The following is a 23607-nucleotide window of genomic DNA, read 5'->3' as shown; positions in this document are numbered from 1 at the left end:
GCGACACTATTGCGGACGAACCCGCCCAGAGCGCTGCGATTGCACGCCGCTTACCGCTGCTCGACCGGCAGCGCGATGTCGATGCGTGGCCCCGGAACATCATCAGCAAACGCAACCGAAATATCGCAAGCCTGACTTGGGATTATCTCTGGCCCTAGCTCGAATGACCGTGCGGTCGTTTGCAGTCGCCAAAATACCCTATTAACTAGCCACGATAATGCGCGAAAAACTCGCGAACGAGCGTCACAAAATGGTTGACGGAATCGAAGCTCGTCGTTCCCTGCCATAAGGCGATGAAAGCGTCTCTCGTGGAATGTACGAAAGAGGCGATTGGAAGCGCCTTGATGATTTCTGCGCCCAGCTGCTTAACCGCACCATCGATCGCAAGCTTCGTGGCGCCTTTCGCCCGTCCGACATAATTTTTAAGTTCGAGCACCGCGTTACGGAGAATGCTGCCGGCGCTGTTGCGCTGGATTTCAACAGCATTTGCAACCGCTTGATCTGCGTCAAAGCCCGACACTGCTTTGGCATTTTGCGCGTTCTGTGTAGCCGCTTCGAGTATCCGCGTCGTCTCCTCCGTCAATATATCGGGAGCCTTGCGCAATGCACCGACCAAATCATTGCCGGCATCGAGCGGACCCGAAAAATTAGAGCGAATGGCAGGTCCGGTCTTCGCTTGATCGAGCAGGGCAATAAGACCGTCGGTCGTCGCGTAAACGTTGAACTGCTCAACCACATCCGCCAACAGCTCTTGCATGCGGTCTGTAAGCAAAGGGTCATCCGGATCGGCCTCGTCGCGACCGCGCAGTTCGGCAGCAAGCAGCCGACGGAGGCTATTTCCAGGAGACCAAATTAAGTAGCCGTTCGAATTTTCCGGGGCGACTTGCGTTGCGGCGATCATCTGTCCCAGCGCTGGATAGAGATGTGCGGCTCTGTTCGAGTTCGACGCCAATTGATTGAGTAGTAAGCATTTTTGGTGGAGCGCCATGTATAGCGCCACTTGCAACTTCGTCACCTCGCGGTGCGGAAGGGCGCTCGCCGCTATCGGCGCTACCCCGGTGACCTCTAAGATCGGTCCGACTGCACTGGCGGGGGGTAGCGACGAAACTTCAAACTCCGTCAGCGCCTTCCGGACCGCGGCGGCGCTACGTCCCTTGCTCTTCTTGCTGTCGGGCTCGTCTTTGTCGAAAAGATCACCCTGGCCGTCGAGGCTGCGAATATATCCATCGACCTCATCTTGGCCTGGCCACTTTTCAGGCTCGTCTATAACATTTGGATCGAAGAGCGCCCGAACTAACGGCTTGCACTCTGAGTAACGGTTCATGATGGCAAGCATATGATCGCGCAGAACTTTCCGATGATCAGCGGTGTCCCATAAAGCGCGATATTCCGGCGCAATCACTTGTCGATCAAAGCGTTCTAGCGTCTTATTTCTAGTCGTCGGGCGAACAGCCAGATTGGCTTTAGATAGCGGTTTCCCTTTCTTGGCGAAGTTCCAGAGCCCATCGTTCGCAAGGAACCAAAGAGGCCACCAACCTTTCGAAGCCCGTTTTGGGAAAACGATCCTGACATACTGCTCGAATTGCCGAATAATCAGCTCAGAGTGGAGCATGTCGGTAACTAGGCCGCCACCGTCGGCCAAATCAATGGCCGCGATCACACAAACTGGCTTGTAATAAAGTGCGTTAGCCGCTCGATTTTGATGAATCGAGCGGGTTAACTCGTGCCAGTCAGCGTGTTCCTGCCGCATCATTAGCCACCCTTTCTGGCCGCCTGCTACATGGAATAGTTATCACTTGTGGCAAATCACACAGCTGCTCGATGCCTCGTCGATGCCATAGATGTCGTCGACCGTCTCAGCATTGTTCGCAGATAGCGGATTGATCCGGCGGTTCCGCCGCAAGCGCTCGCGCCGCTTCTCATAATCAGCCTTGATCTGCCCCACGCGGGCGGGTGCGATGAGTTCGGTGAGGCTTTCGCCCTGGCTCCAGGTGAACGGCGAGCCGTCTTTCAATGCCGTTTTCTCATAGTCGACGGCTTCTGCGAACCGCTCGGGATGATGCTCAAAGAGCCGCACCCATTCGATCTTCTGCTGATAGAAGCAGAATGTACATCCGGAGCGCGATCGCCACTTATAATATTCCGGCTCGCCGACATCGCTCAGATCTAGGATCTCCAACACGCCGGCCCGGTCAATGCCGGCTTCGCGCAGTGGAAAATGGACAAGCATATTAGGATGGGTTGCCTGATAGCCCTCCCGGCTCGGCTCGTCGGCGCGTATCGCGACATAGCTGTGGACCGTGGTTCCCGTATCGAGGTCGCCTCGCAGCCAATGTTCGAGCGGTCGCAGTTTTAGCTGGCGCGTGCACCAGCGCGTGCGCGGCGACGGCAGGAAATTTCCATATTCGTCGAGCCAGAAATCAAAATCGCGATCGGGGTTCAGGCGCTGGATCGGGCGGCCGAGGAAGCCTTCGAGCTTGTCGAGGAAGCTATAGACTTCGGGAAGTTCTTTCCCGGTATCGGTGAAGAAATACTCAAGCGGAAGTTCCGGCCGGTTCTGCCGCATAAAGACGGCGAGCGCGGCGCTGTCGCGGCCGCCCGACAAACCGAGAATATGGCGCTCCTTCTTCATGCTGCCTCCGCATCCTCGTCAATTTCGGCGGCGAGCGTCGCCACCGCCCGCGCGAGCGCCGCCAGCTGAAGCCGGCCGCCCATTTTGTCTGCGCGCAGCGTTGCGACGAGCTTTTCGGCCATGCCGGCCGCGGCCTCCTTCTCCTGGTCACTGAGAATGAAGCTGCGCATCAAAGGCGGTGCCAGCGGGTCCAGGCCGACAACCAGTGCGAGGGCCTCGCTGCGCGTACGACGGTCTCGCACCACCGCCAGCGCTTCGAGCTCGCGGAAGCGCCGCCCGTAGCGCGCAATCTCGGTCAATGCCTCCTCGCGGTCACGATCGGACCAATTGCGAGCGGGCCGATGCAGCAGAACGCTGACCAGGCTCTCGATGTCGCCCGTATCCTGCTCGATCGCGGCCGCGCGGTCGGCAAAGGCATCGAAATTATAGTCGTTGGTCAACCCGCGGATCGCTTGGGCGCGATCGGCAATGCCACCGAAATCGCGGGGGTCGATACCGAGCGCTCGGCCAAGCGCAACGCGCAGCTCATCGAGCAAGGCGGGGTAACTGGCTTCGGCCGCCAATATGGCGCTGAATACCGTGTCAGGAGAGAGGCGTTCGCCCAATGCGGCTGGGAGATCGTCGAACAACAGCCGCTCGGGATCGTCAGACTTCATGACCACGGTGCGTACGGCGCGCGCATCGGCTTCGATCCGCAAGGTGCGTTTCGCAAAATTGGGCAGCGCTTCGAAACGGCGGAACAGCGCCGCGGCGACGGGCAGTGACGCGTTGCTCTCTCCGACGGTAAGCAGTTTGGCGAGGCCGCTCACAAAGGCCATTTCACGCACAGACCGGTCGATGTGGCGCAGACGGAAGCTGCCGGGCTTCTGAAGCAGCCGATCGACGACCACATCGTCTATCGCAGTCTGATAGATGCCGTCGATGTATATGGCGACCGTCTCCCGGTTCGCCAACATGTACGCGAGCGCCAAAGCCGGCATGACGCCGCCCTTGATGCCATAAGGCGGGGCGGCCCAAAGCGCATAAATCGCATCGAGCGGCTCATCACCAGCCTGGTCGAGCAAATCCCATGCGGCGCGCAGCGATTGCCCTTCGCGGCTGTCATCGGGCCCGGCAAAGTCGAACTTCCCAGGCGCGATCTCGCGGTGCAAGCCGAACGGTTTGAGAACGGTAAGATAGAGGCCGAGTTCCGCAGGATATTGCGTCATGCCAAGCTGCGGCTCGGCATGACGGCCAACCATCGCATGAGCCAGTTCGCGCAGTGCCGCCATGGCGTTAGACGAAGGCTTGTCGCGCTGGAGCAATTCGCTCTTAAGCATCGGCGATTTTGAATAGCCGACATCCGCGAGCAAGCTCGCAATGACCGCGAGCGGCTCGCTATGCGCTTTGCTAGGTGCGGGCGAGAGAAACCATTTGGCGCCTTCGAGCGCTGACTCGAGTTTGCGATGGAGCTCGTCGATACAGCGCGACTGCCGCGCGGCGATCTCGCGCCGAGCGATCCGATCTCCTTCGAGTTGCGGATGATCGCGAAACACGCGCTCGACGGCCATCAATTCGGAAGCAGCCGTGCGAAGCGCGAAACTTTCATTTGCACTGCCGAGCGCAATGACCCGGCCGCTGTCTTTGAGCGCCTTCGCGGTCGCTTTGGTCAGGCCGTCGATCGCTTGGCGGGACAAGCTGCCGTCACCCAGCAACAACAGCATCAGTCCGCTGCCGCGCGGCGCGCGGCCCAGAATGCGTGCTGCGAGCCCCTCGGCATTGTCGTCAGGTGTAATGACCTGCAAAGCGATCTCAAAGGTGCGGAGCGCCCCGGTGATAAAGTAATGGCGTTTTGCCGTGGCGAAACCATAGCCGACGCGCTGCGGTATGCCTTCCAGCTGGAGCGAATCAACCGGCGTCACCGCTCGGCCGATCGCCTCTTCGAGGTCGAAATCGCTGCCGGCAAACAGCGCGTAACCGCCGAGGCGCGGTTGGTTGATGAGAATGGCCCAATCGATCAGATCTTTGATAGCGGCCCGAACTGCCTTGGGCGATGCTTCGGGGACCGAGGCCAGGAGGAAATCATCGGCAAGCGCCAGACCCGAACCGTTGCGGAAGAATTCGATGATCGCGGCGGACTTGGTCAGCGCAACATGCAGACCCTGGCCTTTGGCGCTTGCGCGTTCAATCGCCTCATAGGCTAGGCTGAACCGGCTGCCGTCGCTCCCCGCCGCGAGCGACATGCCGAAATTGGCAGCCATATAATCCCATAGCATCGCCGGGTCATAGGTGCCGCTACCTTCGTCGGCGTGCTCGAGAAATTCCTGAAAGCCCGACGGTTCGGCCGAGCTCAGAAAACCGAACACACTGCGTTCATTCTGGGCGAAGCGCGCCCGCGAGATCGGTCCAAGCAGCAGGGCGCTCACCGGGTTGAGCGGCCAGGTGTCGGCAAGGGCCTTCGTCAACGCGCCGATTTCGGTCGGGCGGCGCTTGGCAACAGCCTCGGCGACGAGTTCGGCGCGTTCGGCGGCACTAGGCGGATGGTCGGCAGAAATAGCCCGACCGAGGAGCGCCACCGTCTCGTCGGGGCCCGAGAAGAAAGCGATATCCTGGAAGCGGCCTTGGACTTTGGCCCACTCCTGTCGGGCGTCGCGGGCCGCGCGTGCGGCATATTGTTCGAACGATTGATGGAGAATGCCAATGACGACCAAACGCCCCTTGCTGCGCGTTGCATGCTCAGCAAGGTCCTGAAGCAGATGCACGTCGCCGCCTTCAAGCGCTTCATGCTCGAGCAATTTGCCCAGTTCGTCGAGGATCAACAGCGTCCCGCTCGATGGAGGCGATCCGCCTGCGATCAACGCCTTGATCAGCGTCTCATCGCTCGCACTATATTCGGCAGCCTGAGATGAACTCCAGTCGAGCGCAATCGTCGCCGCTTCGACGATCGCCTCGCGGAGACGAGTGCGGCTGCCGGTGACAGCTACGACCTTCCGTCGCCCATCAGCCTCGGGAAAGGCTTCGACATAAAGCCGCGTCAGCGCGTCGCCGGCAATATCCCGCGCGATCTTGCGATTGCCCTTTGTGCCGGCAACTAAATTGGCGACAAGCAGAGCCGCGCTCGATTTGCCGCCGCCATAGGGGCCCGTCCAGGTGTAGGCGCCCTGGTGACTGTCGCACTGGCTGTCGCCGAGCAACTTCAGCGCCTTGGCGACGCTGGCCTGCAAAACATAGCCGACCAGCGGCGGCGTGCCGTTGAGGTCGGCGTCGAGCCTCGCAGAGCGCGCGAACCGCCGGTCGATCGTAACTGCTGTGGCGAGCTTTTTCATGCCGCGGCTTCTAAATGGGCGCGAGGATAGGCGAGAGCGAGAAGCGACATGGCCTCGAAATCGCCGATCCGCTGCACTTGTCGCAATCCCGCGGTATCAACCCATTGCCAAGCACCATTCGTCATATCATCGAGGCGCATTAACCGCGTGACGACATTGTCTTCGTCGAGTTTGAACGCCCGTCCCGGCGATCCGGGAGCGTAGCAGATCTGCTCGGCGGTGAGGGTCGTTGCCCCGCCTGAGCGATCCCAATAATCGCCAAGGGCATAAGCGAAAATCGCGTCGTGAAGGCTCGGCTTTGGCCCGCGGACAAATTCATACCAGCCGCCCAGTCGCGCTTCGCGAATGAGCGAAAGCTCGGCAAGCAATGGCTCGGCCGCGTCCTCGTTGAGGCTGTCGCCGCGCCGGACATAGCTGCGCAGAAATACTTCAACGTCGCGCTTGAGCGTCCCGCGCGTCGCACGCCAGCCATTGGTCTCCACAAGTGCGAACAATTCCTCGACGAGCATCGCAGGGTCGAATTCGATCGCGCTCAACAGGTTGAAGGCATAATAAGCGGTCGTCGTCATCTCGGGTGTGCTCGCGACTCGCCAGTGAGCTAGCCAGATCGTCGCAGCCTGTTCGAGATAGGGATCAAAGCCGTTATCGGCGAGAATGGAACGGCCTAGCGGGGTTGGCGCAATCACCCGGTCCTCTTCGCTGAAAAAGCCCGTCGCTAGAGCCCAATAGCGCATCGAGGCCGCCATATTGCGGCCGACACCAAAACGTGCAATAGCGTCTTGTTCTTGAAATGTTCTGGCATCGGCGCCATCGCCAACGGCGTCATATGCCTTTTTCAGCCAAAGGAGGCGGAGCGGAAACGTCTCATGACCCGCAAACTGCCCTCTCGAATCAAATCTTATCTTTCCCCGCATATTCGAACGCTACTGGCGAACGTCTCCAGCGGCAAGCCGAGATCGCTCCGCAGCGGCGGCAATGAGCTCGGCAGCGCGTTCCATCTCGTCAATGGTTTGGTAGCGGTGGCAATAAATCCGGATGACTTGAGCGGCGTCTTTTTCAGAAAGGTCAATTGCATCAAGGACATGAGAACGTCTTATCTGCCCCGACGTGCAGGCCGACCCGGTCGACAGCGACACGTTGCCGGCGGCGGTGGCACACAATTGGTCGGCATCGACATCCGTAAGCTGGAGGGCCGCGCTACCGGGCACGACGGCGGCGTCGCCGGTGATCCGACGAAAGCGGAGTTGGCGCGAGGCGAGCCCATCGATCAGGGACGCGATGAGCGATTGGCCATGGCTGTGATCGTGATCGATCTGCTCGCGCGCGACCTTCGCCGCGGCGCCAAAGCCAGCAATCAGTGCGACGGGTTCGGTGCCGGGCCGAACGGCATCCTGCTGTCCGCCGCCATGGAGCAAAGGCAAAGGCTTGGGCACCGGGGCAGCAACATAGAGAGCACCAATCCCCATCGGCCCATAGCATTTATGGGCAGACAGGCTGAGATAATCGACATCGAGGTCGAGCACGTCGATCGGGACTTTGCCGGCGGCCTGCGCCGCGTCGCTGTGCATAAGCCCGCCGACGGCATGGACGAGCGCCGCAGCCTGCGCGACGGGCTGGATCACTCCGGTCTCATTATTGACCAACATGACCGACGCGATAAGCAGATCGTCGTCGAGCAGCGCTTCAAACGCGGGGAGATCGAGCCGGCCATACTTGTCGACAGGCGCGACAGTCACCGAAAAACCTTGGTCAGCAAGCGCGCGGGCAGGCTCGATCACCGCTTTATGCTCGATGGCGGAAACAATGATCCGCCGCCGGGTCGGGCTGAAAGTTACTGCCTTCTGCGCAATCCCGAGAAGTGCGAGATTATTGGCCTCGGTCGCCCCCGAGGTAAAGATGATCTCGGAGGGCGCCGCGCCGATGAGGGCGGCGACATCGGCCCGACCCGTATCGATGATATGGGCCGCCCGTTCGCCGGCAAGATTGGGAGACCCGGCGTTGCCTGGCGCTTCCCAGACTTCCAGAATTGCGGACCGGGCTTCCGGGGCGAGCGGTAACGTAGCGAAGCCGTCGAGATAAATGGGGGTCAATGCGATGCCCCCCTGCGCATGGCCGGATGAGCCATGCTATAGAAATATAAGAGGAGTGAATGATCCATGACCGAGGATGTAGCGGCGAAAGACCGAGATCAAAAAGCGATTTATGAGCAGCGGTGCGAAGACTTCCGCTCGCTCAACGGATTTCTTTGGCAGTCGCCGCTTATTATCATGAGTTTGACCGGTGGCTTGTGGTTCGCAGTTGCGAGCTTCGCGCTCAGCAATTCAGCGCGGTCCATGCTCCTCATATTCTCCTGCTTGGCAAATTTGCTGATGATCGGCGCGCTGATCCGTCTGCGATGGATCATGCAAAGTGTGCTTCGAGATATTCGTAGTTACGATGGGAAGCGCTTCGTTGGCGGAAACTACATCATCGTCGGGATCTTTTCTGCGCTTCTCTTCATGACAGCCGCAGGATCGCTCGTAGCAGCCTGCAACCCCGCTGCCTATTTCACCAAGTCACCCAACGCGAAAACCGGCGATTGACAGATGGTCTTGTCCGATCCTCTCGACGCGATGGATTATTATGATCGCGATGCCGCAGGCTTCGCTGCGCGCTACGATTCTGTGACATTCGACGCCGTTCATCCGCTACTCTCGCGCTATCTTCCGGCAGGGGGGCAAGCGCTCGATATCGGCGCTGGTAGCGGCCGTGACGCGCGCGCACTGGCGGCGCACGGGCTGCATGTCACGGCTGTGGAGCCATCGTCGGGTCTGCGAGACATCGGGCAAAAGCGCGATCCGGCTATTCGCTGGGTCGACGACCGACTTCCGTTCCTGACCAGTTTTGCCAAGGCGGCGGACAAGTATGATGTGATCCTCTGCTCAGCTGTCCTGATGCTTGTCGCCCCGAGCGATCTTGGACCTAGCTTCGGCACGATGGCACGGCTGCTGGCACCGGGCGGGCGTCTGGCGGTCAATGTTCGCCGTCCAATGCCAAGCGAGCCGTCAAACCTATTCACTGCCCATTCGGACGCCGCTATCATGGCGGCTGCAGGAGCCGCAGACCTAGTCTGCCACGATCGGATCGAGATCGACGACGCGCTGGGGCGTACGTCCTACCGGTGGAGCAATTTCATCTTCGTCCACGCTTGCTAGGTCTCGCGCCGGTCTGGCGGGCTTGTTTTACTGTCGGGATGTGAGGTGCGGCAGTGGCCGGGGCCGGACGCTGGTTGACGTACAACCCCGGCCACTGTCCGCACCTTCAGTTAGGCAACATCGGCTCTTTCTTAAGTATCGGGCCCTGCGAGGTGACGACGCGCGTCCCGCAGATAGTCATTTTCAGTCACGGTGCAGCTTCCGGAATCTGTGCGTCCATTGCTCAATGCAATTGCGAACAGACCCGGCGGTGCTTTCAGCGTTCCCGCGGCCTTTGCGGCTTCAAACATCTCGCGAGCAAGTGCCCGTTCCTCTGCCGAATACGGTTTCTTCTTTTTCATGACAGCTCCTTCGGGTTGGAAAACCCTCGAAGGAGCGGCAGCGCGCCCCATCGAGGGGCCGCGCCGGCTAACTCACAGTGGAGCGCGGGACCCCTTTTCAGGGGCTGACAGCCAAAGGGCCGTCATGCGAAGCAAGCTGAATGTAGATGGCCGCGACCGGTTTTCAAGGACGGCCGCGGAAGAGTCGAAGGGCGATTCCTTACTTTTGAGCTTGGACTGACGGGTGAGGCGGGTAAGCCGGCCCTGACGCCGCAATTGCTGCCTGGGTCCAAATGGCACCGATGGCCTTCCATCTGACTATTCGCTAGATCGCCTTCAGATCGAGATGCGTCTGCAATGATGAATATGGCTAATGACAAAGATGGATGGAAAAAAGGGCCGCGATCCGCGGCGCTATTACGGGATCATCGAGGACAAGATCGAAGCAGAAGGAAGCGGCGGACTCCGCTCATCGCTGCTGATCGATTGCGTTGATGCGGACCGCTTTGAAACGAGCGCGCGAGCTATTGATGATCCTTCCGCGCTTGCTCTCGTTCGCGCGATGACCACTGACCATGTTTGGAGTGATCGCCTGAACGCTGGCAATGTAATGAAAGGTGACTGGGTCGAGTTCCAGTTAGATGATGAAGGTGAAGCACCGCTTGCTTGGGAGATGATTGCGGCCGAAGATTATCGGCGCGGACCCAAGCGATCGTTACGCACTATCCGGCGGGTCGGCCGCGCAGGATCGACTTACCGACCCGACAGGGACGATTTTCTGGTCAAATCTCTGCATGAAGCGAGTAATTCGGAGCGAGGCCGGCATCAGCGGATTCAACTTACGGATATCTCTGGCCGTATCGATGGAGACCCGCGCGAGCAGATTAACATCGTCGTACTCGACGTTGGACAAGCGGGGGCCGTATTAATCCGGCGCGGGCAGCGTCCAATTGCACTTTTTGATGTCGGCGCCCCCCTTTGGTTCAACAAAGGCTCCGTCGCGCTCGGCATGACGCCTCCTGCGCTCGGCGACGGGTTCATCTTTCTGTCCCATTGGGACTTTGATCATTTCGACATGGGACGCCGGCACAGTCCCTATCATGCACATGACTGGTTTGCTCCTGACCAGCCTGTTTCGCCCAATACGGCGTTCTTTCAAAAAAAATTGGGCGCGAGGCTGACCTTTGTCGACGGGTCATTGGCGATCGGTGGATTCTGCTTTCGACGCGGTACCGCATCGGACCCCTTAGATCGCAACAACAGCGGCTACCAACTCCGTTACGATCACCAAGGCGATGCGGTGCTTCTGACCGGCGACGCAGACTACGATTTTATCGATCCTGCGATGTTAGCAGGTACGACGCACCTTCTGTTGCCGCATCATGGTGGAAAGGGATCTGCGCCACCGCAGGCGGCGGGCGCGCGTCACGCAGTCGTATCCTACGGATTGCCTAACCATTATCGCCATCCGAACATGGCTCAAATGACGGCCCACCGTGCGGCGCGCTGGCGTGTCCTTCCGACAGCGCCATGTCACATCGATCGCGGAAATCGAATGCTCTATCCGACGCCGCCCTATGACGGCTTTTGTCCGTGACGACTTGTACGGCGGTGGGTCTGAATCTAGCTGACTTCCCCTTAGCGAGGAAGCTTTGAGAGGTAGGAAAGGGCCGCTTTTGCCTCAATCACCTCAAAAGTGGGGCCAAATACGAAGCTTCCATCATAACCCCTTCAATGCAAAATCTGCAAGACCACTACATGCGTCGGACAGAAATCGAATGGCTGTGCCGCCGTGCTGGATGCCAAGACGGGGTGAGTCGGGTGATCAATCGTCCCACCAGTCGGGCTCGATACGTCCGAAATCGACATGGATATGGCGCCGCGCCACTTCGCTGTCATAGGGTTCGTAGCGCTCCTCCTCGGTGGCGGCACAGAGGATGGTGAGGTTAATGCGTCGCGTCTCGGTCACGCTTGCCGCGGTTGAGCCCATTGACACATAATCCTTGTCGACGCTGTCTAGTATCTGCAGGTCGAAATCGGCGCTGAAGGTTATGCTGCAGTCGATATCGAGCGAAAAGACGAGCTCATCTTTGTCGAACCACAGCGTAGCCGGTTCCCCGACCACCTCCCAGCCTTCGCGCACCGCGCTGTTCGGCATCGCGTCCAACAGAAATTCTGACTCGCCGTCGGGCGTGAAATCGCACTCGTCGAGCCAACTGTCGATTTCGCTGTCGATCAGCGCGCTCAGCTCGGGTGCCTTGCCGCGCAGCAATTGCGCGACAAGTCGCTGCACGTGCAATCTACCACCTGGATTGAACTGCTTGAGCGCCTTTGGGAGGTTGCCGACGACAACGATATGGTCGGACGTCTCGGCGAAGCGCTGCCAATCGCCGTCGGCGCTGACCGCGAGTAGCGTCCGCTTCGCCCTTCGGGCACGATCTTCAAGCGCGAGCAGTGCGATTGCGTCGGGGAACTCCGACTTCTTGTCGCCCTTCCCAGCAAAGGGGGCGTGCGGTGCAAAATAGCACTCAAGCAACTCGTTGAACGACACGCGGCCTTCGGCCTCGAGGATCTCGGCGCCGATGGCATCGATGAACGCGTCCCATTGTCCCTTCGCAAAGTCTGTGGAGCTTTGCTCGAGATCGACAAGCGGCGCGAGAGCTGGGCCGTCCTCCGGGCGACGCCAAGCCTTGCGATATTGATTGAGCGCGATCTGGAGCGCGGCTGCCTTCTCGCTCGCGTCCTTTGCGATATGCGCCTGCACCTCGCCCGCGATAATGTCGGAAAACACGACCGACACATGCGTATCCCTGAATTGGTCCAGCCCGCTGAAGACCGAATAATCGAGATTGCAGCCATATTGATCGAAGATGTTCGTATCGAGCGTGATGAATCCGATTTCCTTTTCATCGATCGCGCTGTTCAATCGCTCTTCGGTCCAGGTCGGCATGTCGGACTATCCTCTTTCTGTCGTCAAACGATCTACCCGGGACCAAGGTGCCGAGAGACGCGCTTCGTTCATCATGGTGCCGTACAGGTCTTCCGGAGAGCTATTGGTCAACTCTTGCGACCACATCGTTGGTTGATGGAACGACGCATAGCTTTCGAGCTCAACATTGTCACAGCGCTTTGGTGCGAGGCCTCTGCCGCGCTCTCTGTTGCGAAACCAAGTGAGCCCAAGCAACTCTTCGCCGGTTTGGAACGGACACGACTTCGTCTTCGACATGATCAGTTCGTCTCCGAGTGGACCGGAGATCAACGCGGTCGACACGCGTGCTCGCGCCTCGCCGATTCCGACGGCATTGTCGGAAGAGATACTAGATTGTCACCAGGTCAGTTTTTCAAAAAAGCATTGTATGGAACGTCTGTGGAAGATATAAGATTAAGTGAGATGCCGTGTTGTTAATAGGTAATCTTATCACTGCATCTCTGAAATTATGATGTCATTACACGGGCCATCATGTATTTTCGTAATATTTTGATTTTTCTTATCAAAATCATAGGAGTATTCTTAGTTTCCTCTTCTGGGCACCATTTTCCCCTTCTCATAATATCCAAGAACCCTTGAATAGCGGCAGAATTCTGCCATTTCCTTGTTGGTTGCGCTTCTCCAACGGCTGTTTTGCGGTCTCCCACTCGGGCGACGATACGCTTTGCGCAGGCCCGGCCTTCGAGGCCGGCGGGGCAAAGACGCAGCGCTTGGACTGTGCAGGACGACAACAGGGGCAAGTGCAAAATAATCGAAGTTCAGCGCAGCAGGGCGGAGTGGATCGGCTGACAGCCGATGAGGCCGGACTTGGCGACAAGGAACAGCCAGCCGGCGTTTAATTGCGCCCGCTGGTGCGGCAAAATCCAACACCGGCGGGTCGTTCGAGGGTGGCGCAAAAGAACTCAGGCGTTCCCTGCGACCAGCAAATCCGCCGACGTCATCACGGGTTCGTCGCGATCCTTGCGCTCGGAATAGCGATCGACCAACTGGTCGGCATGACCGCGCGTCAGCACGGTGAAGCGCACCAGCTCCTCGGCGACATCGACGATCCGGTCGTAATAACTCGACGGCAGCATGCGGCCGGCTTCGTCAAATTCGGCATAGGCCTTCGCCACGCTTGACTGGTTGGGGATGGTGATCATCCGCATCCAGCGACCCAGAATACGCAGTGTGTTGACGCTGTTGAACGATTGCGAGCCCGCCGACACCTGCATCACCGCGAGCGTGCGCCCCTGCGTCGGGCGGAGGCCCTTATAGGCGAGCGGCAGGTGATCGACCTGCGCTTTCATGATGCCGGTGATCTGGCCGTGGCGCTCGGGGCTACACCAGACCTGGCCTTCGGACCATATCGAATGCTGGCGCAATTCCTCGACCGCGGGATGGTCGTCGTCGGCGATCTGGTCGGGAAGCGGCAGGTCCGAGGGATCGAAGATGCGCGTTTCGCAGCCGAAAAGCTGGAGCAAGCGTGCTGTCTCCTCGGTGACGAGCCGGGAGTAGGAGCGTTCGCGCAAGGACCCGTAAAGCAGCAGGATGCGGGGCGGCGGATCGAGCGCGCCCAGCCCGAGGCCGGGCTGCGGCCGGAGATATTCGGGACGCAGCGCCGGCAAGTGGTCGGGGTCGGCAAGCGTGCGCAGGCGGGAATATGGGGAAGAGGACATGATCAGGCTTTCGTTGGGGTCGTCGCGGGGAACCAGCGCCGCCCGAACCAGAAGGCGACGTTGACCAGCAAGATGAGCACGGGCACCTCGACGAGCGGCCCGATGACAGCGGCAAAGGCCACTGGCGAGGCGAGTCCGAAGGCGGCGATCGCGACCGCTATCGCGAGTTCGAAGTTGTTGCCGGCAGCGGTGAAGGCGACCGCGGTCGTGCGCGGATAATCGGCTTCGGCCAGCTTCCCCATCCAGAAGCTGACGACGAACTGGACGACAAAATAGATGGTCAGCGGTATCGCGATCCGCACGACATCGCCTGGAATGGTGACAATCTCGCCGCCCTTGAGGCTGAACATCGCGACGATCGTAAAGAGCAGTGCGACAAGCGTGATCGGCGCGATCTTCGGAAGGAAGCGCGTCTCGTACCACTCATTGCCCCTGGCGCCAGCGAGCCACTTGCGGGTCAGGAAGCCGGCGAGGAACGGGATGCCGAGATAGATGAGCACCGCCTCGGCAACCGTCCGGAAACTCACGTCGATGACGCTGCCTTCGAGTCCGAACAGCGGCGGCAGCACGGCCAGGAAGAACCAGGCATAGACGCTGAAAAACAGGATCTGGAAGATCGAGTTGAACGCGACAAGCGCCGCGACATATTGATTGTCGCCCTTCGCGAGCTGGTTCCAGACGATCACCATCGCAATGCAGCGCGCGAGACCGATGAGGATCAGGCCCGTCATATATTCGGGCTTGTCCGAGAGAAAGATGACGGCAAGCGCGAACATCAGCACGGGGCCGATGACCCAGTTCTGGATCAACGAGATCGCGAGCACCTTCTTGTCCTCGAACACCCGCGGGAGTTCATCATAGCGAACGCGCGCCAGCGGCGGATACATCATCAGGACGAGGCCGATCGCGATCGGGATGTTGGTCGGGCCCCACGAGAGGCTGTCGATCGCGGCGGGAAGCCCGGCGAAGGTCGAGCCGAGCAACACGCCCAGCGCCATCGCGAGGAAGATCCACAGAGTCAGATAGCGGTCGAGGAACGACAGGTGATCGCGCTTGGATTGCGTCATCGATGCTCTCCTCGGGCGCCGACGCGATTGCCGGCGTCGTCGATCACCTGTTCGCCGTCTTCCTTGACGAAGGCGCCGCGCTGCGGCTCCGGAAGAAGATCGAGTACCTCCTCGGACGGGCGGCAGAGCTTCACGCCGAGAAGCGAGACGACGAGCGGCCGGTTGATCAGGATCGGATGCGCCATCATCGCGTCGATGAGCGCGTCGTCGTCGAGGCTCTCGTCGCCGAGGCCGAGGTCCGCGAAAGGCGTTCCCTTTTCGCGCAGCAGCGCACGCGGGGCGATGCCGGCGCGCCCGATAAGCTGTTCAAGCAATGCGCGCGACGGCGGCGTTTTCAGATATTCGACGACATGCGGCTCGATGCCGGCGTTGCGGATCAGCGCGAGCGTGTTGCGCGACGTTCCGCATTCGGGATTGTGGTAGATGGTGATGTCGGTGGTCATTCGGCGGACTCCGCCAGCGCGCTCGACCCTTCGGTGCGGCCGATTTCCCTGAGCTTTCGCTCCATCGCCATTTCGTCGATGCTGTCGTGCGGCAGCGCCAGGAACAGCGAGATGCGGTTTGACAGATAATGGAGCGCCCGTTCGAAGGCTTCGCGCTGGCCGGGTCCTTCGACCGCGGCAGGGTCCTCGATCCCCCAGTGCGCGCTCATCGGTTTGCCCGGCCAGATAGGGCAGGTCTCGCCGGCGGCATTGTCGCAGACGGTGAAGATGAAATCGAAGGTGGGCGCCCCAGGTGCCGAGAACTCGTCCCGGCTTTTCGAGCGAAGGCCAACCGTATCGAAGCCGAGTTCGGCGAGGAGCGAGCGCGCCTGCGAGTGAACTTCGCCTTTCGGGAAGCTGCCCGCGCTATAGGCGCGAAAGCGTCCGTCTCCCATTCGGTTCAGCAGCGCCTCGGCAAGAATCGAGCGCGCACTGTTGCCGGTGCAAAGGAACAACACATTATAGGTCTGGTCGGCCATCACCGTCTCCTCATCGCGGTTGCGCCGCGCGCGCTGACATTAGTTGGGGTAATCAAAGGGGTTTCCGCGTTCCGACCCGCTCAACAGCATGCCAGTTCGGCGAGCAGCGGCTCGCAAAGCTCGGCGCGTCCCTGACAGCAATCCTTGGCAAGGAAGAGCATCAGATCGCGCAGCGTATCGATGTTGGCACGCTGGTTGATCTGTCGGCCGCGCTTCTCCGATGCCACCAGCCCAGCTTTCGCGAGCACCGCCAAATGCGTCGAGAAGGTGCTTTGCGACAGGCCGGATGCATCGACGAGTTCGCCGGTGGAAAGGCCGTCCGGCTCGTGCTGGACAAGCAGGCGGAACGCGTTGAGGCGCGTGGGATGGGCGAGCGCGGCCAGAGCCGACAGTGCCGAATCGTTATTCATCCATCGGGATTATCCGATACGTTAACAATCGTCAACATCCATCGCCTGCCACCCTCGCTGATCGCCCGCGATGGCCGAACGAGTTTCATTTCGAGAAATATGGAATTGATCTTGACAGGGCACGCATTGCGTTTCATTTCTGCAAATATGGAAATGAAGAAATGACCATGGATTCGAGGTCGGTCATCGACGCTTTGGGCGCTCTTGCGCAGGAGTATCGGCTCGCGCTGTTCCGGCTGCTCGTGCAGGCCGGCGGGGACGGGATGGCGGCGGGCGCGATCGCCGGGGCGCTCGGCGTCCCCAATAGTTCGCTCTCCTTCCACCTCGCTCAATTGCGCGGCGCGGGGCTGATCGAGCAGGAGCGCCAGCATCGGACGATCATCTACCGCGCCAACTATCCGGCGATGAATGCGCTGGTCGCCTACCTCATGGAAAATTGCTGCGCCGCCTCGGCGTGCGAGGGCGAGGGCTGCGCACCCACGGCAGACGAAAGGAAAAGCGTATGAAAACACTGCATGTCCATGTCGGGGTCCAGGACCTTGCGACTTCGATCCGCTTCTACAGCTCTATGTTCGGCGCCGAGCCGACCGTGACGAAGCCCGACTATGCCAAATGGCTGCTCGACGATCCGCGCGTGAACTTCGCGATCTCGATGGGCAATCATGCGCGCAACGGCATCCAGCATCTCGGCGTCCAGGTCGAAAGCCCCTGTGAACTCGGCGAAGTCTATGGGCGGATCAAGGCAGCCGAACGACCCGTGCTCGAAGAGGGCCGCACGACCTGTTGCTACGCCAAGTCGGAAAAGAGCTGGATATCCGATCCCGACGGGGTGGTGTGGGAAGCCTTTTACACCGATGGCGAGGCGACGACCTATGGCGACAGCCCCGCGCTCGAAACCTTGGGCACTGAACCCGCCGCCGCCAGATGTTGCGCACCCTCCGCCGCAGTAATCTGAATTCGGCTTTTGACGGTAACCGGCGTGGCGGGCGTTGCCCGCCACCCTTCGAGCGAAATTCAAGAGAATCTGGCGAATATTTGCTTCGGCTGAGCGGCCGCGCGAGCCGGCGGTTCGCCGCGAGCGTCGCGCGGCGTCCGTCTTCGCATTTCCATGGAAGTGGTGCGCTTACAGGACTCGAACCTGTGACCCCATCATTACGAAGGCTAATGACGGGTCGGCGAAAATGCCCGTAAACCTTGGCTTATGCTGCCTGTTTCCGCCTCACTTTTCAATCGACCCACTTGGTTCCCAAATGCGCTGTCATAGAGCCCCCAATTAGGCCCCCACTGAAAGATCTTTGGTCGGACGGATTTGCCGAAACCGTCCTCAACCAGTCCGCCAATCAACCGCATTTCGAGGTGCCTACACCCTGATCGTAATTTCGACGTTGCTCGGATCAACCCCGAATGTCTCTGCCAGCAGCCGTCGCGCCTCAGAAATTGAAAGCGGTCCATTGACGGGGGAGACGCTGGTTTCGATTGCCGCCGGTGTGGTTCGTATTTCACTTGCCTCGTCCAACGGGAAGGTGGCGATAGCAGGATGGGCCAAGCCAGCGCCCGCGCCCACATGGCTGGGTAAATCTTGCTGTTCGGGATCATAGAGCCCAAGCCACATCCCCCGGCCGGTTCCGATTGTATGTCCCGCCGTTATCCGTGCGTCATAGCTGCGGTTGAACCTGTCACGCATTTCGTCGCCGTCAATGAAATGCACCTTCGCGAAACGCGGGTTCTCGGCATCATCTACCGAAACGGCCACGACCATATCGACCATCGAAAGTGTGACCCATTCGGTGTCGTCATCATTACGAGGGAAGGCGATATAGGTATCCTGCGTCGTCCGAATGGTGACGACCTTGCTTTCGTTCTGCCTCACTATGCGGCGAACGCTGGACTTCCCGACCTTGGGTATCCGCTCCACCTTCCACCCGTCCTGCTCCAGCGCGGCTACCCCACAATTAAAGAGCTTGGTTTTGGTTGAAACCTTATCAGGAGTTGCGAAAATATTTGTCATTTCGTCCTCTGGTTATCGTTCTTTGTGATTCGTTTTTGTTCCTTCCAAAGTTTGTTTTCAAGTCTTTTCGTCGTAGCGCGTGGTTTCGGGGCAGGTCGGCCAACGCTTTGCCGACGATTTGGGCTGAATTCCTGTGATATTTTGCCTGCCGCGAAGGGGGACGGGACGACGGCCTCTATATCAGGTTGCTGAAACGATCGTCCGCTGCGCGGTTCCAGGTATGGCCAATACCGGAACGAAGCACGCGGCGGGTGTGACCGAGATCGAACCCAAGCTGTCGGGCTGTGCCGAAAATTCGCGGGCTGGTGTTGATGCCTTCGTCGATGCAGGCGGCTATCATAGCTGTCAGCCGATTGTCGGCATTCGTCGGCTTGCCAAGGTTCGATTTTAGCTCCCGCAGTCGTTGAAAGATTTCGTCGACCTCAGCGGCCGGTGTGTCTCGGGAGAGCGTGATAGGTAGATCAGGGATAGCGATGTCTATGGCGGAATTCATGGTCTTGATCCAAAAAAAAAATATAGGAGAAAAGTCCCCGTCCATGCGCGGCCGCTGGGGCTAGGCATGGACGGGGGAGAGGGTTCGATGAAGCGATCCGCAGGGGTGGGACCGTTGTCGCGCCTTGCGACTGACCGTTAGAATGCCGGGAGAAGGACGCCTTTCATTTTGGCTGCGCCCGCTTCGACGGCTGCCAGCAGTTTATCGTTGGCCAAGTGGCTGTACCTCTGCGAGCTGCCGATATTCTGATGACCGAGCACCTTTCCGATGGTGTACAGGTCAATAGAGGCAGCGGCCATCAACGAGGCGGCTGTGTGGCGCAGGTCATGGACATGCAGCCCCTTGAGGCCCGCTGCGTCACGTGCCGTCTCCCAGCTATGCTTGAAGGACACGAAAGGCTGACGGGTTTCCGGGTTCGGGATTAGCCAGGGGCAGTTGTCGAACTTCGGCAACTGGTCGATGATGGTCAACGCGGCTTGCGAGAGCGGGACATAACGATGCTTCCCGTTCTTCGATGTCGGGATGAGCCACAGCTGCCGTTCGACGTCGATATGGTCCCACTTGGCGAAGAGCAGCTCCGACTTTCGGGCACCGCTCAAAATTAGCAACGCCACGATGTATTTTAGCTGCGGGTTGATTGACGCTTCGCAGACCCGCAACAGGCGCCTAATTTCATCGCGGGAAAGATACCGCTCGCGCGCATTTTCGATCCGCATCCGGGGAATACCCTTCACCGGGTTGGTTACGCTGCCGACGACATTCCACCGTCGCGCCAGCTCGAACGATCGATGAAACAGCACCCTGATCTTTTCTACGGTCGCGGGTGCCAATCCCTCGCCGCCCTTTTGAGCCAGCCAGATCGCGACATCCTTCTGGTGGATTTCGGTCAGCTTCAGTTTCGACCAGCGCGGCAGGATATGAACGCGAAGGTTGATCTCGGTTGAGCTGTAACTCTTCTGGTAGCTCTTCGCGTAGGCGAGATGTTGCACGGCGAGTTCACCGTAGGTTGGAATGGCGCGTCGGGCTTCTTTCTCGGCAGCGGGATCGCCTTCCAGGACGACTTGGGATCGAAGCTGGATCGCTTTCTTTCGGGCCTGATCGAAAGTGATGTCAGCGGCGGACCCGATGCGAAGCTGTCGTTGGCGTTCGTGGGGGTCTTGGTACCGGAGATAGTAGGTCTTGCCCCCAGAGGATCGAATCTCTGCAACAAAGCCGGTGATGGATTGGTCGTAGTAGTCGATCTTGCGCTTCCCGGCCGGACAGGTGGCCTCGCGCACGAATGCGGCGCTCAGATTTGTTTTTGGCATAATGATTTCCTTTGATTTTGGTTGTTCGGGCTGGAGCCGCAAGAGCGGCGCGTGCCGAGCGCAGGGCTGGAGGTCGGCGGACCGCGTTTCGGTCGCCAGCGGGGCTACAGCAGCAGAGTTGGGGGAGGCGGGAGTCACAGGTGCAGTCCCCGCCACCCTCGGTGGTCGGCAGTCGGTGTTTGATTTCATGGGGTTGCCTAGAGGGGGCAGCAGGGGCAGCAGAGATAGGGATTGTTGGTGCAGCTATATTGCTGGTCTGCGGTCCATTTTCCCCATTTTTGCTACCCCTCCCACCCCCTCGGGAGGGTCAGGTCAGTATTTTTCTTCGGTGATCTGGCGCTTGTCGATCGGTTGCCACACGTCTGCCGTAGGTTCCTTCAGAGGCACCCTCCATCGATTGAACCCATTGATCCGTTTCGATTCACCGATAAGATCCCTCAGCGCGGCAGCGCATTCCTTCATCTGGGGATTTGTGGGCTGTTTGTAGCCCATAAGCTCCAGCATCTCTGTCGTGGTGACATTTGCGACCCGCTTCTCGCTTATGTCGTCCTGATCGACATACTCGGCCAGCTTTTCGGCAATCGCGCTGACCGTTTGATGGCGACGGTTCAGAGATTCGAGCATTATCTCTTCGTCTTCTGTCAGCCACCATTGCGCGCCCGCGTCGAGATCGATCGCAAGCTGTGCGAAGAGCTGCTGCATATCGACGCCGTGCTCATAATTGAGTTCACGGACCGGGATCACCCACCATCGACTATTGCCGGTGGTGTCCGTCAGAAAGTTGGCGTCGTTGACGGTAGCGAGGAATACGGTGCGGCGCGGGTATTCCGATTCCCGCCTTCCATAAGGCCGCCGGACCCGATCGGCGTCGGTGGTCAAAAACCCCTTCAGCCTCGCGATGTCCTTTCGGAAGGAGCTTTCCAGCTCCCCTATTTCCACGATCCAGTTCGTGATCGCGCCAAGGATGGTGTCCTTGTTGCCAGCGTCGAGGTGATGATCGAGTTTCACCACGTCATCGCGAAGGTTGGCATCCGTCACGAGCGATTTGACCCATGACGTCTTGCCGATGCCTTGCGCTCCCTGAAGCGTGAGCACGCCCCGACATTTGAACCCCGTCGGGACGAGCACGGCAGCGGCTGCGCTGAGCAGCCACTTCCGCATCAAGACGGTCTTCAGCGTGACCGGGTAGTCGTCGGTTGCAACCACGGTGTCGAATATGGCGGGCAATCGATCGATGCCGTCCCACGGCTGCGACTTGATCCAATCCGCGACAGGGTTGTAGGCGTTACGGTCAGCGATTGCCTGGACCAAGTCGGAGATCAAGCCGGTTGGCATCCCGTTCTTCGAAGCGAGGCTCACGATTTTCGTCAGCGTCACATTGTCGAGATTGTCGGACGTCCCTTGATGTTCCGGGATCGACAACTCGTCCTTCTTCTTGATGACGTTATAGCGGACCGAGATGTCGGCGCTCCGAAGCAGATGATCCACATTTTCTATCGTCGCGGGCAGTTTGTTATGACCAAGTGGGGGCTGGTCCGGAAAATCGGCTGCACTCATTCGCCGCCCTCCGCACCCACGCCGTCCGCTGGTTGGCGTTCGTGTATTTGGTAGTCGTCATCGTCGTCACTTGAGAGGGCATTTAGATAGGCCACGAGCTCCGTCCAGGTCACGGCGATCTGCGCGGGGCAGAAGCGCGTGACACGAAACCGCAGTCGAACGGCCGGTAGCGACGGCGCGGGAGCCTCCGTCCCGGCCGAGTCCAAAGATGTATAAGTCAGGGAAAATTTCCTTCGCTTATGAGAGTGATAATAGGGAGAATCCAACGGGTTTGAAAAACGCCTATTTTCAAAGGCTTACTAGCCGCGTTAGATGAGGTCTATTATTACTCAAATACGCTATTTCACGTAATGTTATTGCCGCGAATTTCGAGTCGCGTGACCGATGCGGTGCGCTGCCAGTGCCGCCGTCACACTCCTTGAAGCAACGGCGGCGAGGTAGAGGTTAAACGGCGCGCAGCCGCCATGGGCTATCTGCACCACGGCGACCACCTCGGACTATGCGTTGATTGGCTGCGGACTGTGAAGCTCATCCTTTAGGTCAAGGCTTGGGCCGTAGAAGCGGCCGCCCGGTTCATCGCCATCCCAGTCCCATAGATGAACGTCGCATGCCGGTCCGGAGAGGATTTCAATGAGCCATGGGATATGCACGGCATTTTTCGCTCCCACGATTGGCGAGAGTCGCGCAACAATGTCCGCAACCTGACGGTGCCCACGCCGCACGCAAACTGCGACAAGGGCCACATAATGTTGGAAATAGTTGCTACTGATGTAGCTGTCTTCGCCGTCGTCAAGCGCGCGTTCTGCGACAGCGAAGTCTTCGTCGTTAGGAAAAAGATTTATCATAAATCGTCCTTTGGAGGCCAATGGTGGCCCGAAGATTGACGACTTACGCGGGAGGCAAACCAGTCTGTCGCCCCACACGCAAGTCTCCAAGCCCGAGAAAGTCTCAGGCTGATTGCGATAGTGTTGGCGACACGGTGAAGGTCTTCGAATCGAAATGACCTGTTTGCCGATGTCAGAGAGCCGCTAGTACTCCCATCGCATTAGGCGTCAATCGGCTTTCTCAGCGAATTGAGCTGTGACAGCCACCAAGCCTACGATTGCGACCCAAACCCACGGTTGCGCGCTGACAAGCCCCATGAGCGCGACGTAAGCTAGGAGGCCGAAAGTCTCGCGGGGGTGCTGACAGGCTGCCCAAACCAATATACTAATGCCTATCATTAGTAGTCCTACTACCGCCATCTTCACGACGGCCAGCGCGACACAGAGTATGAGCAGCGTTCCGATCGCGCGCATTACCTGCTTGCCCCGTCACATAACGCGAGCAGCTCTGGCAGAACGCCGTCAGCGCGCTCGACGAAGACAAGGAAGGCGAACCCCGAGTCACCCACGGTGTAAATGAGCTCATGCCATCCGGGGTGACGTTCGATGTAGTCCCAGTCTGGTTGAAGCCGGTTGCCGTCCATCCTCGACACCAAGGGCGAAAAGCCAATCGCGTCGAGAATTTGGGCTTCGGTGTCCTCCGGCTGGATTACCAGTATGTGCGTTAGGTCGGCGAGCCCGCAGGCGAATGCGTCATGTAGACGGCTGGCGATGAGATCGTGGAGATCAGGCGCGAGCGGTGCGCGGAGGGCGACGAGTATTGCGTCAAGGTCGGGCATATCGATCATGGGTGAATTCCTTCTGGGCATAAAAAATGCGCCC

General features: G+C 59.3%; 23 protein-coding genes and 1 tRNA gene. 5 read left to right on the top strand and 19 right to left on the bottom strand.

The genetic code is table 11. From position 1 onward, the window contains the following. Positions 1–205 precede the first annotated feature (205 nt). The 5 genes from HDC29_RS17040 to HDC29_RS17020 all read right to left on the bottom strand — a co-directional run bounded on the left by HDC29_RS17040 (position 206) and on the right by HDC29_RS17020 (position 8027). The gene (locus tag HDC29_RS17040; RefSeq protein WP_179499490.1) at positions 206–1753 is read right to left on the bottom strand and encodes a hypothetical protein; all 1548 of its coding nucleotides are present in this window, start codon (positions 1751–1753) and stop codon (positions 206–208) included. Positions 1754–1792: 39 nt separating this feature from the next. Then, a complete protein-coding gene (locus HDC29_RS17035) occupies positions 1793–2632 on the bottom strand; it encodes a phosphoadenosine phosphosulfate reductase family protein (RefSeq protein WP_179499489.1) in 840 nt (279 codons plus the stop codon). Further along, a complete protein-coding gene (locus tag HDC29_RS17030) occupies positions 2629–5430 on the bottom strand; it encodes a hypothetical protein (protein WP_218844703.1) in 2802 nt (933 codons plus the stop codon). Before HDC29_RS17030 ends, HDC29_RS17035 begins: the two co-directional genes overlap by 4 nt. Before the next feature lie 503 nt (positions 5431–5933). Next, complete coding sequence (locus tag HDC29_RS17025) at positions 5934–6851, bottom strand: DUF4007 family protein (RefSeq protein WP_179499487.1); 918 nt, start codon at positions 6849–6851, stop codon at positions 5934–5936. Between the two features lie 9 nt (positions 6852–6860). Beyond that, positions 6861–8027: a cysteine desulfurase family protein gene (locus tag HDC29_RS17020; RefSeq protein WP_179499486.1), complete on the bottom strand. Its 1167-nt coding sequence runs from the start codon at positions 8025–8027 to the stop codon at positions 6861–6863. Between the two features lie 66 nt (positions 8028–8093). On the opposite strand from HDC29_RS17020, the gene HDC29_RS17015 reads away from it, so the two are divergent. Both HDC29_RS17015 and HDC29_RS17010 read left to right on the top strand, forming a co-directional pair. Further along, positions 8094–8519, top strand: a complete 426-nt coding sequence (locus HDC29_RS17015; RefSeq protein WP_179499485.1) for a hypothetical protein — start codon at positions 8094–8096, stop codon at positions 8517–8519. 9 nt (positions 8520–8528) lie between these two features. Further along, positions 8529–9131: a bifunctional 2-polyprenyl-6-hydroxyphenol methylase/3-demethylubiquinol 3-O-methyltransferase UbiG gene (locus tag HDC29_RS17010; protein ID WP_179499484.1), complete on the top strand. Its 603-nt coding sequence runs from the start codon at positions 8529–8531 to the stop codon at positions 9129–9131. Between the two features lie 131 nt (positions 9132–9262). On the opposite strand, the gene HDC29_RS17005 is transcribed toward HDC29_RS17010, so the two are convergent. Further along, positions 9263–9472 (bottom strand): hypothetical protein, encoded by a 210-nt coding sequence (locus HDC29_RS17005; protein ID WP_179499483.1) that lies wholly within the window; start codon positions 9470–9472, stop codon positions 9263–9265. 352 nt (positions 9473–9824) lie between these two features. On the opposite strand from HDC29_RS17005, the gene HDC29_RS17000 reads away from it, so the two are divergent. Next, positions 9825–11048, top strand: coding sequence for a hypothetical protein (locus tag HDC29_RS17000; protein ID WP_179499482.1), 1224 nt, complete (start codon positions 9825–9827; stop codon positions 11046–11048). Positions 11049–11276: 228 nt separating this feature from the next. Here HDC29_RS17000 and HDC29_RS16995 read toward each other — a convergent pair whose 3' ends face one another. The 6 genes from HDC29_RS16995 to HDC29_RS16970 form a co-directional block, all read right to left on the bottom strand. Continuing rightward, a complete protein-coding gene (locus HDC29_RS16995) occupies positions 11277–12401 on the bottom strand; it encodes a PIN domain-containing protein (protein ID WP_179499481.1) in 1125 nt (374 codons plus the stop codon). 941 nt (positions 12402–13342) lie between these two features. Beyond that, on the bottom strand, positions 13343–14098 hold the full coding sequence (gene arsH, locus HDC29_RS16990; RefSeq protein ID WP_179499480.1) for an arsenical resistance protein ArsH: 756 nt from the start codon (positions 14096–14098) through the stop codon (positions 13343–13345). Between the two features lie 2 nt (positions 14099–14100). After that, positions 14101–15165 (bottom strand): ACR3 family arsenite efflux transporter, encoded by a 1065-nt coding sequence (gene arsB, locus HDC29_RS16985; RefSeq protein WP_179499479.1) that lies wholly within the window; start codon positions 15163–15165, stop codon positions 14101–14103. Continuing rightward, the gene (gene arsC, locus HDC29_RS16980) at positions 15162–15608 is read right to left on the bottom strand and encodes an arsenate reductase (glutaredoxin) (protein ID WP_179499478.1); all 447 of its coding nucleotides are present in this window, start codon (positions 15606–15608) and stop codon (positions 15162–15164) included. Before arsC ends, arsB begins: the two co-directional genes overlap by 4 nt. Continuing rightward, entirely contained in the window at positions 15605–16129 is a 525-nt protein-coding gene (locus tag HDC29_RS16975) for an arsenate reductase ArsC (protein WP_326914357.1), read from the bottom strand. The genes arsC and HDC29_RS16975 overlap by 4 nt, the downstream gene beginning before the upstream one ends. A 77-nt stretch (positions 16130–16206) precedes the next feature. After that, positions 16207–16536 (bottom strand): helix-turn-helix transcriptional regulator, encoded by a 330-nt coding sequence (locus HDC29_RS16970; RefSeq protein ID WP_179499476.1) that lies wholly within the window; start codon positions 16534–16536, stop codon positions 16207–16209. A gap of 167 nt (positions 16537–16703) precedes the next feature. Here HDC29_RS16970 and HDC29_RS16965 point away from each other — a divergent pair, with 167 nt between their 5' ends. After that, positions 16704–17042 carry a helix-turn-helix transcriptional regulator gene (locus HDC29_RS16965; protein ID WP_179499610.1) on the top strand — a complete coding sequence of 113 codons (339 nt, stop codon included), beginning with the start codon at positions 16704–16706 and terminating at the stop codon, positions 17040–17042. Further along, positions 17039–17491, top strand: coding sequence for an ArsI/CadI family heavy metal resistance metalloenzyme (locus HDC29_RS16960; protein ID WP_179499475.1), 453 nt, complete (start codon positions 17039–17041; stop codon positions 17489–17491). The genes HDC29_RS16965 and HDC29_RS16960 overlap by 4 nt, the downstream gene beginning before the upstream one ends. A gap of 160 nt (positions 17492–17651) precedes the next feature. Here the strand turns inward: HDC29_RS16960 and HDC29_RS16955 are convergent. From HDC29_RS16955 to HDC29_RS16925, 7 genes are all read right to left on the bottom strand, one after another. Further along, a tRNA-OTHER gene (locus HDC29_RS16955) sits at positions 17652–17792 on the bottom strand. A gap of 104 nt (positions 17793–17896) precedes the next feature. Beyond that, positions 17897–18544, bottom strand: a complete 648-nt coding sequence (locus tag HDC29_RS16950; RefSeq protein ID WP_179499474.1) for a hypothetical protein — start codon at positions 18542–18544, stop codon at positions 17897–17899. A 175-nt stretch (positions 18545–18719) separates the two neighbouring features. Beyond that, entirely contained in the window at positions 18720–19037 is a 318-nt protein-coding gene (locus HDC29_RS16945; protein WP_179499473.1) for a hypothetical protein, read from the bottom strand. A 137-nt stretch (positions 19038–19174) separates the two neighbouring features. Continuing rightward, positions 19175–20533 carry a site-specific integrase gene (locus HDC29_RS16940; RefSeq protein WP_179499472.1) on the bottom strand — a complete coding sequence of 453 codons (1359 nt, stop codon included), beginning with the start codon at positions 20531–20533 and terminating at the stop codon, positions 19175–19177. Between the two features lie 123 nt (positions 20534–20656). Next, the gene (locus tag HDC29_RS16935; protein WP_179499471.1) at positions 20657–21901 is read right to left on the bottom strand and encodes a VapE domain-containing protein; all 1245 of its coding nucleotides are present in this window, start codon (positions 21899–21901) and stop codon (positions 20657–20659) included. Positions 21902–22398: 497 nt separating this feature from the next. Then, complete coding sequence (locus HDC29_RS16930) at positions 22399–22746, bottom strand: hypothetical protein (RefSeq protein ID WP_179499470.1); 348 nt, start codon at positions 22744–22746, stop codon at positions 22399–22401. Positions 22747–23198: 452 nt separating this feature from the next. Further along, positions 23199–23573: a hypothetical protein gene (locus tag HDC29_RS16925; RefSeq protein ID WP_179499469.1), complete on the bottom strand. Its 375-nt coding sequence runs from the start codon at positions 23571–23573 to the stop codon at positions 23199–23201. Positions 23574–23607: the final 34 nt, after the last annotated feature.

The sequence above is a fragment of the Sphingopyxis sp. JAI108 genome, from assembly GCF_013410105.1.
Taxonomy (GTDB): Bacteria; Pseudomonadota; Alphaproteobacteria; order Sphingomonadales; family Sphingomonadaceae; genus Sphingopyxis; species Sphingopyxis chilensis.
This window is presented reverse-complemented; position numbering and strand designations above follow the sequence as displayed.

Coding starts and splice junctions, on each gene's coding strand:
- HDC29_RS17040 (WP_179499490.1), bottom strand. CDS start 1,753: ATGATGCGGCAGGAACACGCTGACTGGCACGAGTTAACCCGCTCGATT.
- HDC29_RS17035 (WP_179499489.1), bottom strand. CDS start 2,632: ATGAAGAAGGAGCGCCATATTCTCGGTTTGTCGGGCGGCCGCGACAGC.
- HDC29_RS17025 (WP_179499487.1), bottom strand. CDS start 6,851: ATGCGGGGAAAGATAAGATTTGATTCGAGAGGGCAGTTTGCGGGTCAT.
- HDC29_RS17015 (WP_179499485.1), top strand. CDS start 8,094: ATGACCGAGGATGTAGCGGCGAAAGACCGAGATCAAAAAGCGATTTAT.
- HDC29_RS17005 (WP_179499483.1), bottom strand. CDS start 9,472: ATGAAAAAGAAGAAACCGTATTCGGCAGAGGAACGGGCACTTGCTCGC.
- HDC29_RS17000 (WP_179499482.1), top strand. CDS start 9,825: ATGACAAAGATGGATGGAAAAAAGGGCCGCGATCCGCGGCGCTATTAC.
- HDC29_RS16995 (WP_179499481.1), bottom strand. CDS start 12,401: ATGCCGACCTGGACCGAAGAGCGATTGAACAGCGCGATCGATGAAAAG.
- arsH (WP_179499480.1), bottom strand. CDS start 14,098: ATGTCCTCTTCCCCATATTCCCGCCTGCGCACGCTTGCCGACCCCGAC.
- arsB (WP_179499479.1), bottom strand. CDS start 15,165: ATGACGCAATCCAAGCGCGATCACCTGTCGTTCCTCGACCGCTATCTG.
- arsC (WP_179499478.1), bottom strand. CDS start 15,608: ATGACCACCGACATCACCATCTACCACAATCCCGAATGCGGAACGTCG.
- HDC29_RS16970 (WP_179499476.1), bottom strand. CDS start 16,536: ATGAATAACGATTCGGCACTGTCGGCTCTGGCCGCGCTCGCCCATCCC.
- HDC29_RS16965 (WP_179499610.1), top strand. CDS start 16,704: ATGGATTCGAGGTCGGTCATCGACGCTTTGGGCGCTCTTGCGCAGGAG.
- HDC29_RS16960 (WP_179499475.1), top strand. CDS start 17,039: ATGAAAACACTGCATGTCCATGTCGGGGTCCAGGACCTTGCGACTTCG.
- HDC29_RS16950 (WP_179499474.1), bottom strand. CDS start 18,544: ATGACAAATATTTTCGCAACTCCTGATAAGGTTTCAACCAAAACCAAG.
- HDC29_RS16945 (WP_179499473.1), bottom strand. CDS start 19,037: ATGAATTCCGCCATAGACATCGCTATCCCTGATCTACCTATCACGCTC.
- HDC29_RS16940 (WP_179499472.1), bottom strand. CDS start 20,533: ATGAAATCAAACACCGACTGCCGACCACCGAGGGTGGCGGGGACTGCA.
- HDC29_RS16935 (WP_179499471.1), bottom strand. CDS start 21,901: ATGAGTGCAGCCGATTTTCCGGACCAGCCCCCACTTGGTCATAACAAA.
- HDC29_RS16930 (WP_179499470.1), bottom strand. CDS start 22,746: ATGATAAATCTTTTTCCTAACGACGAAGACTTCGCTGTCGCAGAACGC.
- HDC29_RS16925 (WP_179499469.1), bottom strand. CDS start 23,573: ATGATCGATATGCCCGACCTTGACGCAATACTCGTCGCCCTCCGCGCA.